Origin of the sequence: Microlunatus kandeliicorticis, from assembly GCF_014137855.1 — a bacterium.
Classification (GTDB): Bacteria; Actinomycetota; Actinomycetes; order Propionibacteriales; family Propionibacteriaceae; genus Microlunatus; species Microlunatus kandeliicorticis.
Genome location: NZ_JACGWT010000003.1, coordinates 579,788 through 594,069, shown reverse-complemented (window position 1 = coordinate 594,069; position 14,282 = coordinate 579,788). Strand labels below are relative to the sequence as shown.

Genomic DNA, 14,282 nt, shown 5'->3' with positions numbered 1-14,282 from the left:
CCGCTCGCCACGCTCCATCCCTCCTCGAAAGGAACCCGCGTGAACGTCACCCGTCTCCGTCGGCCCCGGACCCACCGGGTCCGGGCCGGACGGCCGGTCCGGTTGACCGCCGTCGGCCTGGCCGCGCTCGCCGTCGTCGGCAGCGGTGCCGCCTACGGCAGCACCAAGGTCTTCGGCAGCCAGCAGGTCGGCAGCAGCTACGCCGGCGGCCTGCAGATCTCCTCCGACCAGACGCTGGCCCCACAGGGCCAGCGGCTGGTCACCAAGTTCGGCAAGATCATGGGATCCACGGTCAGCCCGAACGGCCGCTTCCTGGCCGCCAGCAGCACCGACAAGAACGTGGTGCTGCAGATGTTCGACCTGACCAGCTTCAAGTTGATCTACCTGGTCGGCAGCGCCACCGGCGTCAACCAGAAGCTCAGCGACGGCAGCGTCGGGCAGGAGGGGCCGACGTTCTCGCCGGACGGCCGGTACCTCTGGCTGCCGCAGACCGACGGCCTGACGCGGTTCCCGGTCAACGCCGACGGCACCCTCGGCACCGGGGTCTCGGTCCCGCTCCAGCAGGTCGCCGGGCAGTCGGCGCTGCCGGGCAAGTCGGTCTACTCACCCGACGGGACCACCCTCTACGTCCCGCTCAACGGGCAGAACGCGGTCGCCGCGCTCGACCCGTCGACCGGGACCGTCGAGCACACCTGGAGCGTGGGCACCGCCCCGCGTGAGCTCGCCTTCGTCAACGGGCTGCTCTACGTCAGCAACGAGGGCGGGCGCCCGGCGGCCACCGGGGACACCACCATCGAGTCCTACGGCACCCAGGTGCCGGCCGACCCGACGCTGGGCACCTCGACCACCGGCACCGTCAGCGTGATCAACCCGGCCGACCCGTCGGCCACCGTCGGGACGATCGCCGTCGGGCTGCACCCGACGGCGCTGACCGTCGCGGGGAACGCGCTGTTCGTCGCCAACACCTTCGACGACAGCGTCTCGGTGATCGACACCCGCCGGAACCGCGTCGTCCAGACCATCGACACCAAGCCGTGGCCGTCCTCCGACGTCGGGTACGCGCCGACGTCGATCGCCCTGACCTCCGACGGCCACCTGCTGGTCACCCTGGCCCGGGCCAACGCCCTCGCGGTCTATCGCTACTCGGGTGATCCGCAGCAGCCGGTCGACTACGTCGGGTTGCTGCCGACCGACTACTACCCCTCCGACGTCGCGCTGGCGGGTGGCCAGGTCGTGGTCACCAACACCCGTGGGATCGACGCCCGCGGCCCGGAGCTGAACTTCAACACCGGCCCGGGGACGGTGCTCGCCAGCGGTCACGGCACCCACAGCACCACGGCCTCGCTGACCCGCTTCCCGCTGCCGAGCGACCGGCAGATCGCCCAGGCCACCGCCACCGTGTTCGCGCAGAACGGCTGGACCGGCAAGGACGTCACCCAGGCGACGGGCAAGAAGGCCAAACCCGTGCCGGTGCCCACCCGGATCGGTGACCCGTCGACGATCAAGCACGTCTTCCTGATCGTCAAGGAGAACCGCACCTACGACCAGGTCTACGGCGACGACCCGCGTGGCAACGGCGACCCGACGCTGGCCCAGTTCGGCGAGAAGGCGGCACCGAACCAGCACGCCCTCGAGCGGCAGTTCGGTCTCTACGACAACTTCTACGACGTCGGCACCAACTCCGCCGAGGGTCACAACTGGGTGATGCAGGGCGACAACCCCGAGTACACCGAGTCGAGCGCCGGCGAGTACCTCCGCAGCTACGACACCGAGAACGACGTGCTCGGTCACCAGCGTTCGGGTTTCCTCTGGACCGCGGCGCAGGCGGCCGGCAAGAGCGTCCGCAACTTCGGCGAGTTCATGGCCTTCGAGAACAAGCCCGAGAGCGCGACCTGGCAGCAGTACTACTGCGCGGCCAAGGACGTCGAGAACGGCGGTGACCCGGCCCAGCTGACCGATCCGTCGATCCGGGTCGACGACCAGTCACCGATCCCGTCGCTGAACGCGATCTCCAACCACGACGCGCCGCAGTTCGACACCGCGATCCCGGACCTCTACCGCTACCAGATCTGGAAGCAGGAGTTCGAGCAGCAGGGTCCGGCCGACCTGAACATGTTCTGGCTGTCGAGCGACCACACCGGCGGCACCGCCGATCCGGAGGCGCAGGTGGCCGACAACGACCTCGCGGTCGGCAAGATCGTCGACGAGATCTCGCACAGCGCCTACTGGAAGAGCTCGGCGATCTTCGTCGTCGAGGACGACAGCCAGGCCGGCGCCGACCACGTCGACGGGCATCGCGCACCGGTGCAGGTGATCAGCCCGTGGGCCCAGCACGGCAGGGTGGTCGACACCTACTACAGCCAGATCACCATGGTGCGGACCATCGAGCAGATCCTCGGGGCCCAGCCGCTCAACCAGCGGGTGGCCGCCGCGACCCCGATGTACGGCGCGTTCACGAGCAAGCCGGACACCAAGCCGTTCACCGCGGTGCCGAACCAGATCCCGCTCACCGAGGGTGTGGTCACCCCGCCGTCCTGCGGGCTCGACACGCTCGGCCGGACCGGGGCGGCGGCCGCCAAGGTCCGCACCGCGCAGAAGCAGGCGGTGGCGGTCCCGACCGCGCAGCAGAAGGTCGCCAAGGCGTGGGAGGACTGGAGCAACCAGCAGCACTTCACCGGCAACGGCGCTATCCCCGACTACGCCCACCCCGAGCAGTTCAACCGCTACACCTGGTACCAGACACACCAGTGGAAGAAGCCCTACCCGGGTGACTCGAAGATCTACGCCCCGGACGACGTCCCCGGCGCGAACATCCCGGGGGTCGACGGCGACCACTGACCGCTCTTCGACAGGCTCAGGGCACCGGATCGGACGTGCGCTGAGCCTGTCAGAGCGCCGACCCGTGCGCTGAGCCTGTCGAAGCGTGTGCTGCGTGCCTCAGAACCCGCACTGTCTGCCGTCGGTGGGAGGCTCGGCGCATGGCCATCGCACGCTTCCCGCAGGTCGTCCTCGACTGTCCCGACCCCGCCGCACTCGCCACCTTCTACGGGGCGCTGCTCGACTGGCCGGTGCAGTCCGACGGCGACTGGGCGACCATCCGGGCCGAGTACGGCGACTCGATCGGCTTCCAGCAGGTCGACGGCTTTGTCCCGCCCGACTGGCCCGGCCAGGAACGCCCGCAGCAGCTGCACCTCGACGTCACGGTCGACGACCTCGACGAGGCCGAGGCCGCAGTGCTGAGGCTCGGTGCCACCAAGCACCCGCACCAGCCGGGCACCACCTTCCGGGTGTTCCTCGACCCCGCCGGACACCCGTTCTGTCTCTGCGTCGGGTGAGCGGGTTGATCCACGTTCCTTGAGCCTGTCGAAGCGCAGCCACGTGCGCTGAGCCTGTCGAAGCGCGAAGCCTGTCGAAGCGCGAGCACGTGCGCTGAGCCTGTCGAAGCGCCTCGGCGCCGGGCCGTTGGTGCGGTCTGCTGAGATGGACCCGATCATGAGTCCATCCGCCAGCGGCAGCCGGAGCACCGAGCCCGACCGCAGCCTGCTCCGGCCCGGGCTGCGGCTGGTCATCGCCGGGACGGTGGGCCGGGGCCGGCGTCCCGACCGCTACTACGCCGGTGTCGGCAACCGGTTCTACGAGCTGCTCCACGGCAGCGGGCTGGTGCCTGAGCTGCTCGACCCCGACCGGGTCGAGCGCCTGCCCGAGCTGGGGGTGAGTCTCACCGACCTGGTGCTCGAGCGGGTCCAGCGCGCGGGTCAGGAGCCCGAGGCGGTGATCCACCTCCAGCCGTTCGACCGGGCGATCCGCGCGGCAGCCCCGCGGGCGGTCGCCTTCGTCAGCAAGACCGCGGCGATCTGGTACGCCCGTGGCGCCCGCGAGCGGCTGCCGAAGGACTACGGCGAGCTCGACTGGACGGTCGCCGGCGTCCCCGGGTTCGTGCTCCCGGGCCCGTCGGGAGCCAACAACGGGATGCCGCTGGCGCTGCGGATGGCGCTGTGGACCGACCTGGCCGACTTCCTCGACCACCTCGAGGCCCGGCGTCCGGGCTGAGCAGTCAGAGGCCGTCGCGGTCGTGCCAGTCGTGCTGCCAGCGCTGGTCGATCGGCTCGTCGGCCCGCTGGTACCGGATGTCGGTGGAGAGCCGCAGCCGCCCGTCCCGGTCGACGTTGTCGAGTGCGGCGTGCACGGTGTGCGCGGTGTGCACCACCACGTCGCCGACCGCGTAGTCGGCCCAGAGCCAACGGCTGTCGAAGCGGTCCGCCAGCGCGGGCAGGTCGGCGGTCATCGAGGCGGCGGGCCGACGGGTGCCGGCCGCCTCCTCGGCGCGGACCCGGTGGTGACTGCCCTCGAGATAGACCAGGCCGCCGAGCGTCCGCGGGCAGTCGCCGAGCGGGATCCACATCGACAGCACGTGATCGCTGCCCTGGCGCAGATAGACCAGGTCGTAGTGCGCCTGGGTCGCAGCACCGACGCCCTGGGTCCGGGCGTCCCGGTGCTCGTCCGGCCGGGTGTGCCGGATGATCTTGCGCCGGTGCAGGTGGACGTCACCGCCGAGGAACCAGGCGAACCAGTCGCGGACCTGCGGCGTCCCGCACAGCGCCGCGTACGCGGGGCCGGGGACGATCTCGGAGAACAGCGTGTGCCGGAGGGCGGCTCGGTCGAGCCGGTCCGCCGGAGCGGCGATGCCGTCGACGGCCGGCCGGTCGGTCCGGACCAGTCCGGTCGCGGCCAGCCGCCCGAAGTAGTGCGCGCGGAAGTCCGTGACCACCGACGGGTCGATCTGTCCGCGCAGGTAGAGGTAGCCGTGCTCGTCGAGGCGGGCTCGCAATCGCTCGCGCGACCCGCGCTCGTCGTCGGGGACCGGCTCGAGCGGACCGAGGCGGTCCGTGCTCTCGTCGAGGCGGTAGCCGTTGGAGGTCAGCACGGCTCGATTATCTCGGCCGGATCTGCGGACCACCTTGGACGGAACCGTCCGATCTGTTGGACAAACGTCGTGCCGACCGGGGAGGGCGGGCTACTGCGCGTGGCGCCGCTGGCGGTGTCGGAAGCTGGCCGGTGGGGTGCCGACCATCCGGGTGAAGATCCTGGAGAAGTAGGCGGGGTCGTCGTAGCCGACCTCGTGAGCGACCTGCGACACGAGCATGTCGGTCTGAGCGAGCAGCGACTTCGCCTGGCTCACTCGTGCCTGCAGCACCACCTCCTTGGGCGAGGAGCCGGTGCGGTCGCGGACGGCGGTGCGCAGGGCCGGGAGCGTGACGCCGAGGCGCCGGGCGTGCGTCGCCATGCTGACGTCCTGGCAGGCGTTGCGACGTAGTTCGGCCACCAGTCGGTCGGCGTGGTCGCCGGTGTCGTCCGGCTGGCCGCCGGCCACGATGAGCTGATGGGTCAGGGCGGCGATCTCCACCTCGGTGCGTGGTCCGGAGCGAGTCGCGAGGCCGATCATCGCGGTCAAGATCGATTCCTGGCTGCTCTCCGCGCCGAGCGTCACCGCGGGCCGTTCGCGACGGAGATAGCCGAGGTCCTCGTAGGACCGAGCGCTGAAGCCGTCGAACAACAGCCACTGCTCCGACCAGCCCGCGCTGTCCGGCGCGTAGGTGTGCGCCAGCCCGGGAAACAGCCAGAAGAGCACCGGCGACTCCAGCGTGATCGGACCCGATCGCGGAGTGTCCAGGGCACCGCGGCCGCGGGTGATCAGGACGGCCGCATAGGAGTCGAGCACCCGACCACGCATCGGGACCGCAGCGCCGCGCTGCCAGCCCACACCGAGGGCGTAGAGACCTAGGTGCCGGTGGCTCACCGTCGGTGTGAAGTAGGCGCTGTCGGTGTCCAGCCCGAGCGGCTGCCGCTGTTCACCCGACCGCCGCGCAGCGTCCTCAACGGCAGTGCGAAAGTCCAACAAGTCCTCCCGGATTGTCCATTCCTGGGTCTGCACGCACGCTCGATAGTAAGGCCAGAGTCGCAGCCAGGTGGAGGTTCCGGACTCTCGGACCAGCCCGTGGGTCGGGTCGTCCGAGAGATCGTCCGACGTCGCGGAAGTCTAAGTGGGCGGCTCCCGTCAGGAAGGAACAACGATGTCCGACCCGCTGTCCGCCGTCCCTCCGCCTGGGTGGTCGCCGCTGCGCTCCCCGCTCAGCCGCCGAGCCCTGCTCACAGGCGCCCTGGCCTCGACCGTGGCTGCGGCCGCTGGGTGCTTCGCCCCGAACGCGCCCACCAAGGAGGACGTCAGCGGCCCGACCCCGGGTGCCCGGGTGCCGATCGAGCTGTGGAGCGGCTGGACCGAGAGCGCAGCGAAGCAGATCGAGTCGATCCTGGCCGATTACAACCGGAGCCAGACCGCGGTGGTGGCCAAGCACGTCGTCGTGCCCGGCGACATGACCCAGAAGCTTCTGGCCGCGGTCAACGCCAATCGAGCGCCGTCCGCGGCGATCGTCTTCGGTGCCGGTCTGTCCTACCAGCTGGCCGCGCGGCAGGCGCTGGTCGCCGTGGAGGACATCGCGACCCCGGCCGAGCTGGACCGGATGAACTCCTGGATGACCCCGGGGCTGCGAGAGCTCGGTCGCTTCGAGGGCAAGACGTACTTCGTCCCGATGTGGTCCCAGTGCTGGGGCGTCTTCGTGAACCGGACGCTCGCGCAGAAAGCCGGTGTCGACCCCGACTCGCCGCCCGAGGACCTCGACGCGCTGGCCGAGGCGTGGCGCAAGATGACGACCTTCGACTCGCGAGGTGAGATCGAGGTCCTCGGTGGCAGCACCACCGACCTCAGCGTCGTCACCGGCCGGTTCCTGGGACGCTTGGTGTCCGAGGACGGGAACACGATCACGACCACCGATCCCGGAGTGGTGTCCGCCGGGCGCTGGATCGACGACTTCTGGTCGTCGATGGGTCGCAAGAAGATGCAGAACTACGTCGCGTCGCTGCAGGGACGTGGCGAGCGCTCGGGAAACCAGGACCCCTTCCTGGCGGGCATCCAGGCCACCACGCTCACCGGACCCTGGCAGTACGACTCGATCCTGCGCTACGCGCCGAAGGGCTTCAGCTGGACGGTCTGGCCCTTCCCGAAGCCCGCCGGAGTCACCAAGCGCGGCATCTACACCTACGGTGACGGCTTCGTGTTCCCGAGCCGGGGCAAGGACCCGGGCGCCGGTTGGCAGCTGGCGCAGAAGCTCACCGGCATCTCCGGTGATGTCGATCTCTACTCCAAGCTGTTCACGACCTGGCAGTGCGTCAACGGCCCGACCTCGACCCAGGTGGACCGGTCTGCCTATTTCCGCCAGAAGGTGATCGCCCGCTGCCCAGGTTACGACACGATCTTCCTCGACGAGTTGGCGCATGCCGACTACTACCTCTACCCGCCGAAGATCCCGACCAGCAGCACGTACACGTCGGCGCTGGACGCCGAGTTCGAGAAGGTCAGGCTCGGGCAGGTCCCGCTCGAGGAGGCGCTGGCCAAGGTGCAGAGCGACGCCCAGACCGATCTCGCGCGGTGGAAGGAGCAGCACGCGTGACCGTCCGAACCCTCGACGCGCGGGACTCGCCACCGGCAGTGCCGCTGGGCAGGCGAGACCCCGCGGAGCGCCGCATCCGCGGCGTTCGCCGGCACCCGGCACGCCAGGTCGTGGTCTACGCCGTGCTCGGGGTCTGCGCGATCGGGTTCCTGACGCCGTGGGCCTGGATGCTGTCGACCTCGCTCAAGAGCCCGGACGAACTGGCTGCCTGGCCGCCGGTCTGGATCCCCGAACGGCTGCGCTGGGACAACTTCGCCGAGGTGTTCCGCCAGGTGCCATTCCTGCGCTACATCGGCAACACGGTGATCATCACCGTGTCATCCGTGATTGGTTGCGTGCTCTCCAACACCGTGGTCGCCTACGGCTTCGCGTGCCTGCGCTGGCCGGGTCGGGACATCCTCTTCGGGGTGTTGATCGCCACGCTGATGCTTCCCGCCTTCGTCACCTTCATCCCGCTCTACACGATCTTCGCCCAGCTCGGCTGGATCAACACCTACCTACCGTTGATCGTCCCGACCTTCCTGGGAAACGCCTTCTTCGTCTTCCTGCTCCGTCAATTCTTCCGGCGGATCCCACCGGAGCTGGCCGACGCGGCTCGGATCGACGGCGCTTCGGAGGTGCGAATCTTCCTCGAGGTGGCCCTCCCGCTGGTCCGCCCCGCGGTGGTCGTGGTCGCGCTGCTGCAGTTCATCGCCAGCTGGAACGACTTCTTCGGCCCACTGATCTATCTCAGCGACTCGTCGAAGTACACGATCTCGCTCGGCATCGCCTCGATGCAGTCGACCTACGGGTTCTCCAACTTCTCCTGGATCATGGCCGGGACGACGATGAGCGTGGTGCCGATCGTGGTCCTGTTCTTCCTCGCCCAGAAGTCACTGATCGAGGGTGTCACGCTGTCGGGGCTCAAGGGATGACGGCCCTCGCCCCGGTGCAGCGGTCGATGCGCCGCGCCACCGCCGTTCACCACAGCTCCGGCTATCGCCGTCGGCGACGTCGGGCCACGTTCCTCGGGCTGGCCTTCGTCTCTCCGTGGCTGATCGGACTGCTGGCCTTCGGCGTCTATCCGTTCGTCACGTCGCTCTTCTACAGCTTCACCGCGTACTCGACCCTCGAACCGCCCCGGTGGGTGGGGCTGGCCAACTACGCGCAGCTGGCCGGTGACGAGCGGTTCGCGACCGCGGTGTCGAACAGTATCTTCTACGCCGTGCTTGCGGTGACCCTGGAGACCGTGGCGGCGCTCAGCCTGGCCATGCTGCTCAACCAGCGCATCCGCCTCCGCGCGTTCTTCCGGACGGCGTTCTTCCTGCCGAGCGTCACACCGGTGGTTGCCACGGCGATCATCTGGCTGTGGATGTTCAATCCGCGCAGCGGGGTCGTGAACTCGGTGCTCGAGGCTGTCGGCATCGACGGTCCTGGTTGGCTGGCCGACCCGAGCTGGTCCAAGCCGGCGCTGGTCATCATGAGCCTGTGGCGGATTGGTACGGCGATGCTGATCTATCTGGCCGCCTTGCAGGACGTACCCCGTGACCTGCTCGAGGCTGCCGAGATCGACGGCGCTGGAGCGCTCCGCCGGATGTGGCACGTGGTGCTGCCGATGGTCAGCCCGGTGATGCTCTTCGTCGGCATCACCAGCCTGATCAACGCGTTACAGTTGTTCACCGAGGTGCAGGTGATGACCGGAGGAACGGGCGCGCCCGCCGACTCGACGCTGATGGTGGCGGTCTACCTGTGGCAAACGGCCTTCCAGAACTTCAACATGGGCTACGCCTCGGCACAGGCCTGGGTCCTCCTGCTGCTGATCATGGCGCTGACCGTGATCACGTTCCGGTTGTCGCGTCGGCGGATCCACTACGGTGATTGAGCGCCGTCGAGGTCGCAAGCTACAGGTTGGCGGACAGTAGCTCGTCCGCCAGCGCCTCGACGCGGCGGGCGATGTCGTCGCGGACCAGCCGCATCCGCTCGATGCCGTCGATCCCGCGGTCCGACGGCTCGTCGGTCACCCAGACCCGCTGCGGCACCTCGCCGGAGTCGAGCCGTGCCTCGGAGCCCAGCACCACCACCAGGTCGGCGCGGGCGAGGAGCTCGTTCGTGACCGGCTTGGGGTGCTCGTCGCCGACGTCGAGCCCGAGCTCGGCCAGGCTGGCCACGCTCAGGGCGTTGAGGGCGGTGCCCGGAGCGGTGCCGGCCGAGGCCACGGCGATCCGCGAGCCGGCCCGCGCCCGCATCAGGGCCGCCGCCAGCTGGGACTTGCCGCTGTTCCGGACGCAGACGAAGAGCACCCCGGGCGGGCGGCCCGCGGTCATGTCGCGCTCCGCGGTTCGAGCCGTGAGCGGAGGGCGAGGGCCACGTGCACCAGCGCGAGCAGCACCGGCACCTCGATCAGCGGCCCGACGACGCCGGCGAGCGCCTGCCCCGACGCGACCCCGAAGGTGCCGATGGCCACGGCGATGGCCAGCTCGAAGTTGTTGCCCGCCGCGGTGAAGGCCAGCGTGGTCGTGCGGGGATAGCCGAGCCGCAGCAGCCGTCCGAGCACCAGCCCCAGGGCGAACGTCACGGTGAAGTAGGCCAGCAGCGGCAGCGCGATGCGCGCCACGTCGAGCGGCCGGGCCAGGATCCGCTCGCCCTGGAAGGCGAAGAGCACGACGATGGTGAACAGCAGCCCGTAGAGCGCCCAGGGTCCCAGGCGCGGCAGCAGCCGCCGTTCGTACCACTCCGTCCCGCGGCGCCGCTCACCCACGGTGCGGGTCAGGAAGCCGGCCAGCAGCGGGATGCCGAGGAAGACCAGCACGCTGACGGTGATGGTCACCACCGAGAAGTCGGCCGAGGTGGTCGGCAACCCGAGCCAGCGGGGGAGGACCTGCAGATAGAACCAGCCCAGCGCGCCGAAGGCGACCACCTGGAAGACCGAGTTGACGGCCACCAGCACGGCGGCGGCATCCCCGTCGCCGCAGGCGAGGTCGTTCCAGATCAGCACCATCGCGATGCAGCGCGCCAGCCCGACGATCACCAGTCCGGTGCGGTACTCGGGCAGGTCGGGCAGCAGCCACCAGGCCAGGGCGAACATGATCGCGGGGGAGACCAGCCAGTTGAGAACGAGCGAGGTGATCATCAACCGCCGGTCGGTCAGCACCCGGTCGAGGTGGCGGTAGCGGACCTTGGCCAGCACCGGGTACATCATGATCAGCAGGCCGGCGGCGATCGGGACCGAGACCGATCCGATCCGCGCCCGGTCGAGCAGGGCCGGCAGCAGGGGCACTCCGTGGCCCAGGGCGAGGCCGAGCGCCATCGCCGCCAGGATCCAGACCGGCAGTCCGCGGTCGAGCAGCGACAGCCGTCGACCGGCGGGGTCCGGGACAGCGCCCGACGGGTGCGGGCCTGCGGCCGTCGGGGCGGTGTCCCCGGTGTCCGTGCCCGTGCGCGACCGGGCGGTCACGCCGGCTTCACGGCGCGGACGATCGCCGCGTGCATCCCGTCGGCGGCCGCGTGGGTGAAGGTGACCGACGCGTCCACGAAGCCGGCGGCGGCGAGGCCGTCGAGGTACTCGCGACGGGAGAGGGCCCCGGCGATGCAGCCGACGTGGTCTCCGCGGGCCGCCCGGTCCTCGACGCTGAGGTGGTCCTCGGCGACGACGTCGCTCATCCCGATCCGGCCGCCCGGCACCAGCACCCGGTACATCTCGGCGAGCACCCGGGGCTTGTCGACCGACAGGTTGATCACGCAGTTGCTGATCACCACGTCGACACAGGCGTCGGCGAGCGGCACCTGCTCGATGGTCCCCAGGTGGAAGGCGACGTTGTCGACGCCGGCCTCGACGGCGTTGGCGCGGGCCAGCTCGATCATCTCGGTCGTCATGTCGACTCCGTGGACGAAACCGGTCGGGCCGACCCGACGGGCCGAGAGCAGCACGTCGATCCCGCCGCCCGAACCCAGATCGAGCACCCGTTCGCCCGGGGTCAGCGTGGCCACCGCGGTCGGGTTGCCGCAGCCCAGACTCGCTGCGACAGCGCGCACCGGCAGGGCGGACCGGTCGCGCTGGTCGTAGAGGCCGCTGCCGAACCATTCGTCGCCCTCCACCGGCTGCGGCGCGCAGCAGGACGCGTTCGCCGGACCGGGCACCGGTGCGGCGACCGTCGTCGCGGCCGTCGCGTAGCGGGTCCGGATCCGCTCGACCAGGTCGGCGTCGTCCGCGGTGCGTTCGCCCATCAGCTGCTCCTATCGACGTCTGTCGATGGATGTCTACTCGAACGCATCGACGTCTGTCAATGCGTGTGAGAGGCTGGGGCCGTGCCTGCCGTGCCTGCCGTTCCTCGCGTCGCCGAGCGTCCCGCAGCCGGTTCGCGGACGTCGCTCGACGTCCTCGACTGCTGCTCGCCGGTGGACGCCCACCAGGTGATCGACGCCGGTGAGGCCGAACTGCTCGCGGCGCGGTTCAAGGCGTTGGCCGACCCGACCCGGGTGCGGCTGGTCTCGCTGGTCGCGGCGCACGATGATGGCGAGGCCTGCGTCTGCGACCTCGTCGAGCCGGTCGGGCTGAGCCAGCCGACGGTCTCCCACCACCTCAAGATCCTCGTCGACGCCGGGATCCTCACCCGCGAGCAGCGCGGCCGCTGGGCCTACTACGCGCTCCGCCGGGACACGCTGGACCGGTTGGCCGCCTCGATCGCCACCGGTCCCGCGCGCTGAGGCTCCGCGCCGCTCGCCTCGGAGCCCTCAGCCGCGGCGCTCGACCATCCCTCCGCTGTGAACCGGTCGAACCTCGACCCCGCCGCCCTCGCGGAGCACCGGATTGGTGCGGGCGACGGCCAGCGCGGCGTCGAGGTCGTCGGCCTCGATGACGTAGAACCCGGCGACGACCGGTGCATCGGGGACGAACGGTTCGGATCGGGTCGACCCGTCGCGCAGGGCGGTGGCCATCGCCCGCGGCGTGAGCGCATAGGCCAGCACCATCGCGTCCGCGGCGACCAGCTCGTCGGCGTGGTCGTCGCAGGAGGCGGTGTCCTCGGCGGTGGCGTCGGGTGCGTGGGCGGAGTCCTCGGCGTAGATCAGCACGGCGTACTGCGGCATGGGTCGTCCTCTCCTCGGGTGCCCGGATGGCGCCCTCACCGTGGGGACGGAGCCGGGAGGACGGTCTCGACATGATCGCGCATCCGATCGGGCACCATGGTCGGGGACTCGATCAGCGACGCGGAGGAGCGGCTCGTGGCGGAACGGACCAGCGGGATCGCGCTGAGCGAGGAGTTCTTCCGGACGGGCGTGCAACCGCTGCTCGACCGGGGACGGCCCGACCTGCCCTACGCCGCCGCACTGCTCGGTCGCGGGTCGGAGGTGCTCGGCTTCGACGACGCGATGTCGACCGACCACGACTGGACGGCCCGGGTGACGGTGCTGCTCGATCCCGACGCCGCCGACCAGGTCGACGGGGTCCGGTCGATGATCACCGAGGCGGTGCCGTCGGCGCTCGGCGAGGTGCCGACCGCGGTCGAGGTCGCCACGCTCGACGGCTACGTCCGCGCCCAGCTCGCTCTCGAGATCGACGAGGACTGGGACGCGTTCGACTGGCTCAGCCTGCCCACGCTGCGGCTGGCCGCCCTCACCGGCGGGGTGGTGCACCACGACGAGATCGGGCTGCGCGAGGTCCGCGACCGTCTGGCCTGGTATCCCCGGGACGTCTGGCTCTATCTGCTGGCTGCCGGGTGGTGGCGGGTGCACCCCGAGCTCAACCTGGTCGGCCGCAGCGGCTGGGCCGGCGACGAGCTCGGCTCGGCGGTGATGGCCGGCGGGATCGTCGCCGACCTGATGCACCTCGCGTTCCTCATCGAGCGCCGGCACGCGCCGTACCGGAAGTGGTTCGGCACCGCGTTCTCGCGGCTCGAGATCGCCGGCTCGCTCGGGCCGCACCTCGACCGGGCGGTCGCTGCGACCGCCTGGACCGAACGCCAGGAGGCGCTCGGCGAGGCATACACGGTCGTCGCGGCGGCGTTCGACCGGCTGCAGCTCGTCGACCCGCTCCCGCTGGAGACCGTGCGGATGTGGGACCGCCCGTTCACGGTGCCGTGGGCCGACTACCCGTCGCTGCTCACCGCGGAGATCACCGACCCGGCCGTGCGCAGCCTGATGGCGCAGTGGCCGCCGCTGAGCGGCGTCGACCGGGTCCGCGACCTGCTGTGGGCGCCGCAGCACCGGGCCGCGATCCGCGCGCTCTGCGCACACGGCACGGCCTGAGGCATCCCGTTTGGAGGGGTGCCGGCGCTACGGTGGAGCCTCTGCTGGCGGACGCGATGACGCGCCGATTCCGGGTGGTGATGCGATGGTGACCGAGGTGACCGGAGCGGTCCTCTTCGCCGTGCTGGTCGTCGCCCGCGTGCTCGCCTCGATCCCGGTCGTCCGGCGTCGGTTCGACCGCGACAGCACCCGGCTCGCCGTCTGGCTGCGCGCCCGGGCCGAGGCGGCCGACGCGCCGACCCCGGCGGAGCTGCTGCTGGCTGCGCTGGCGCGACGCGACCGGCTGCGCCGCGACCTCGACCGCATCCTCCGGCTGCTCGACGTCGACGAGACGATGTCGGCCACCCGCCAGCTCGGCAACCGGCTGGCGCACCGCTGGCTCGTCGTCCAGCTCCGCGAGGCCGACGCGGTGATCCGGGCGGCCGGCTTCTCACCCCTGGCCACCGCACCGACGAACCCCCCGGTGGCCCGGCGTGGCCGGACCGTGGAGGTGCTCGACGCGGGCGGCTGGCCGGGACGCCCGGCGCCGTCGGCGCCGACGGCCGCGCGCTGATC

General features: G+C 70.7%; 15 protein-coding genes. 9 read left to right on the top strand and 6 right to left on the bottom strand.

Features of this window, described 5'->3' with window-relative positions; translation table 11 throughout:
- The first annotated feature begins 39 nt into the window (after window positions 1-39).
- The 3 genes from FHX74_RS11865 to FHX74_RS11855 all read left to right on the top strand — a co-directional run bounded on the left by FHX74_RS11865 (window position 40) and on the right by FHX74_RS11855 (window position 4,050).
- A complete protein-coding gene (locus FHX74_RS11865) occupies window positions 40-2,838 on the top strand; it encodes an alkaline phosphatase family protein (RefSeq protein ID WP_182560311.1) in 2,799 nt (932 codons plus the stop codon).
- Between the two features lie 140 nt (window positions 2,839-2,978).
- A complete protein-coding gene (locus tag FHX74_RS11860) occupies window positions 2,979-3,335 on the top strand; it encodes a VOC family protein (protein ID WP_182560310.1) in 357 nt (118 codons plus the stop codon).
- Between the two features lie 157 nt (window positions 3,336-3,492).
- Window positions 3,493-4,050, top strand: a complete 558-nt coding sequence (locus tag FHX74_RS11855; RefSeq protein ID WP_182560309.1) for a uracil-DNA glycosylase family protein — start codon at window positions 3,493-3,495, stop codon at window positions 4,048-4,050.
- Window positions 4,051-4,054: 4 nt separating this feature from the next.
- On the opposite strand, the gene FHX74_RS11850 is transcribed toward FHX74_RS11855, so the two are convergent.
- Window positions 4,055-4,924, bottom strand: coding sequence for a phytanoyl-CoA dioxygenase family protein (locus FHX74_RS11850; RefSeq protein ID WP_182560308.1), 870 nt, complete (start codon window positions 4,922-4,924; stop codon window positions 4,055-4,057).
- Window positions 4,925-5,014: 90 nt separating this feature from the next.
- A complete protein-coding gene (locus FHX74_RS11845; protein ID WP_182560307.1) occupies window positions 5,015-5,797 on the bottom strand; it encodes a helix-turn-helix domain-containing protein in 783 nt (260 codons plus the stop codon).
- A gap of 274 nt (window positions 5,798-6,071) precedes the next feature.
- Between FHX74_RS11845 and FHX74_RS11840 the strand changes: the two genes are divergently transcribed.
- Genes FHX74_RS11840 through FHX74_RS11830 form a run of 3 tightly spaced genes read left to right on the top strand, consistent with a single transcriptional unit; the run spans window position 6,072 to window position 9,366 of the window.
- Window positions 6,072-7,505, top strand: a complete 1,434-nt coding sequence (locus FHX74_RS11840) for an extracellular solute-binding protein (protein WP_182560306.1) — start codon at window positions 6,072-6,074, stop codon at window positions 7,503-7,505.
- Window positions 7,502-8,419, top strand: coding sequence for a carbohydrate ABC transporter permease (locus FHX74_RS11835; protein ID WP_328823781.1), 918 nt, complete (start codon window positions 7,502-7,504; stop codon window positions 8,417-8,419). Before FHX74_RS11840 ends, FHX74_RS11835 begins: the two co-directional genes overlap by 4 nt.
- Entirely contained in the window at window positions 8,416-9,366 is a 951-nt protein-coding gene (locus FHX74_RS11830; protein WP_182560305.1) for a carbohydrate ABC transporter permease, read from the top strand. Before FHX74_RS11835 ends, FHX74_RS11830 begins: the two co-directional genes overlap by 4 nt.
- A 19-nt stretch (window positions 9,367-9,385) precedes the next feature.
- Here FHX74_RS11830 and FHX74_RS11825 read toward each other — a convergent pair whose 3' ends face one another.
- The 3 genes from FHX74_RS11825 to arsM all read right to left on the bottom strand — a co-directional run bounded on the left by FHX74_RS11825 (window position 9,386) and on the right by arsM (window position 11,708).
- The gene (locus tag FHX74_RS11825; protein ID WP_182560304.1) at window positions 9,386-9,808 is read right to left on the bottom strand and encodes an arsenate-mycothiol transferase ArsC; all 423 of its coding nucleotides are present in this window, start codon (window positions 9,806-9,808) and stop codon (window positions 9,386-9,388) included.
- Window positions 9,805-10,836, bottom strand: a complete 1,032-nt coding sequence (gene arsB, locus FHX74_RS11820) for an ACR3 family arsenite efflux transporter (protein WP_235970665.1) — start codon at window positions 10,834-10,836, stop codon at window positions 9,805-9,807. The genes FHX74_RS11825 and arsB overlap by 4 nt, the downstream gene beginning before the upstream one ends.
- A 98-nt stretch (window positions 10,837-10,934) precedes the next feature.
- Window positions 10,935-11,708 carry an arsenite methyltransferase gene (gene arsM, locus FHX74_RS11815; RefSeq protein ID WP_182560303.1) on the bottom strand — a complete coding sequence of 258 codons (774 nt, stop codon included), beginning with the start codon at window positions 11,706-11,708 and terminating at the stop codon, window positions 10,935-10,937.
- 81 nt (window positions 11,709-11,789) lie between these two features.
- On the opposite strand from arsM, the gene FHX74_RS11810 reads away from it, so the two are divergent.
- Window positions 11,790-12,188, top strand: coding sequence for an ArsR/SmtB family transcription factor (locus FHX74_RS11810; protein WP_456238305.1), 399 nt, complete (start codon window positions 11,790-11,792; stop codon window positions 12,186-12,188).
- Window positions 12,189-12,215: 27 nt separating this feature from the next.
- Here FHX74_RS11810 and FHX74_RS11805 read toward each other — a convergent pair whose 3' ends face one another.
- Window positions 12,216-12,569 carry a YciI family protein gene (locus FHX74_RS11805; protein WP_182560302.1) on the bottom strand — a complete coding sequence of 118 codons (354 nt, stop codon included), beginning with the start codon at window positions 12,567-12,569 and terminating at the stop codon, window positions 12,216-12,218.
- A gap of 135 nt (window positions 12,570-12,704) precedes the next feature.
- Between FHX74_RS11805 and FHX74_RS11800 the strand changes: the two genes are divergently transcribed.
- Both FHX74_RS11800 and FHX74_RS11795 read left to right on the top strand, forming a co-directional pair.
- On the top strand, window positions 12,705-13,727 hold the full coding sequence (locus FHX74_RS11800) for a DUF4037 domain-containing protein (protein WP_220483772.1): 1,023 nt from the start codon (window positions 12,705-12,707) through the stop codon (window positions 13,725-13,727).
- A gap of 85 nt (window positions 13,728-13,812) precedes the next feature.
- Window positions 13,813-14,280, top strand: coding sequence for a hypothetical protein (locus FHX74_RS11795; protein WP_182560300.1), 468 nt, complete (start codon window positions 13,813-13,815; stop codon window positions 14,278-14,280).
- Window positions 14,281-14,282 lie beyond the last annotated feature (2 nt).

What these genes read in the sequence shown, in the direction of transcription:
- FHX74_RS11860 (WP_182560310.1), top strand. Translation starts at nt 2,979, where the DNA reads ATGGCCATCGCACGCTTCCCGCAGGTCGTCCTCGACTGTCCCGACCCC.
- FHX74_RS11855 (WP_182560309.1), top strand. Translation starts at nt 3,493, where the DNA reads ATGAGTCCATCCGCCAGCGGCAGCCGGAGCACCGAGCCCGACCGCAGC.
- FHX74_RS11840 (WP_182560306.1), top strand. Translation starts at nt 6,072, where the DNA reads ATGTCCGACCCGCTGTCCGCCGTCCCTCCGCCTGGGTGGTCGCCGCTG.
- FHX74_RS11830 (WP_182560305.1), top strand. Translation starts at nt 8,416, where the DNA reads ATGACGGCCCTCGCCCCGGTGCAGCGGTCGATGCGCCGCGCCACCGCC.
- FHX74_RS11825 (WP_182560304.1), bottom strand. Translation starts at nt 9,808, where the DNA reads ATGACCGCGGGCCGCCCGCCCGGGGTGCTCTTCGTCTGCGTCCGGAAC.
- arsM (WP_182560303.1), bottom strand. Translation starts at nt 11,708, where the DNA reads ATGGGCGAACGCACCGCGGACGACGCCGACCTGGTCGAGCGGATCCGG.
- FHX74_RS11805 (WP_182560302.1), bottom strand. Translation starts at nt 12,569, where the DNA reads ATGCCGCAGTACGCCGTGCTGATCTACGCCGAGGACTCCGCCCACGCA.
- FHX74_RS11795 (WP_182560300.1), top strand. Translation starts at nt 13,813, where the DNA reads ATGGTGACCGAGGTGACCGGAGCGGTCCTCTTCGCCGTGCTGGTCGTC.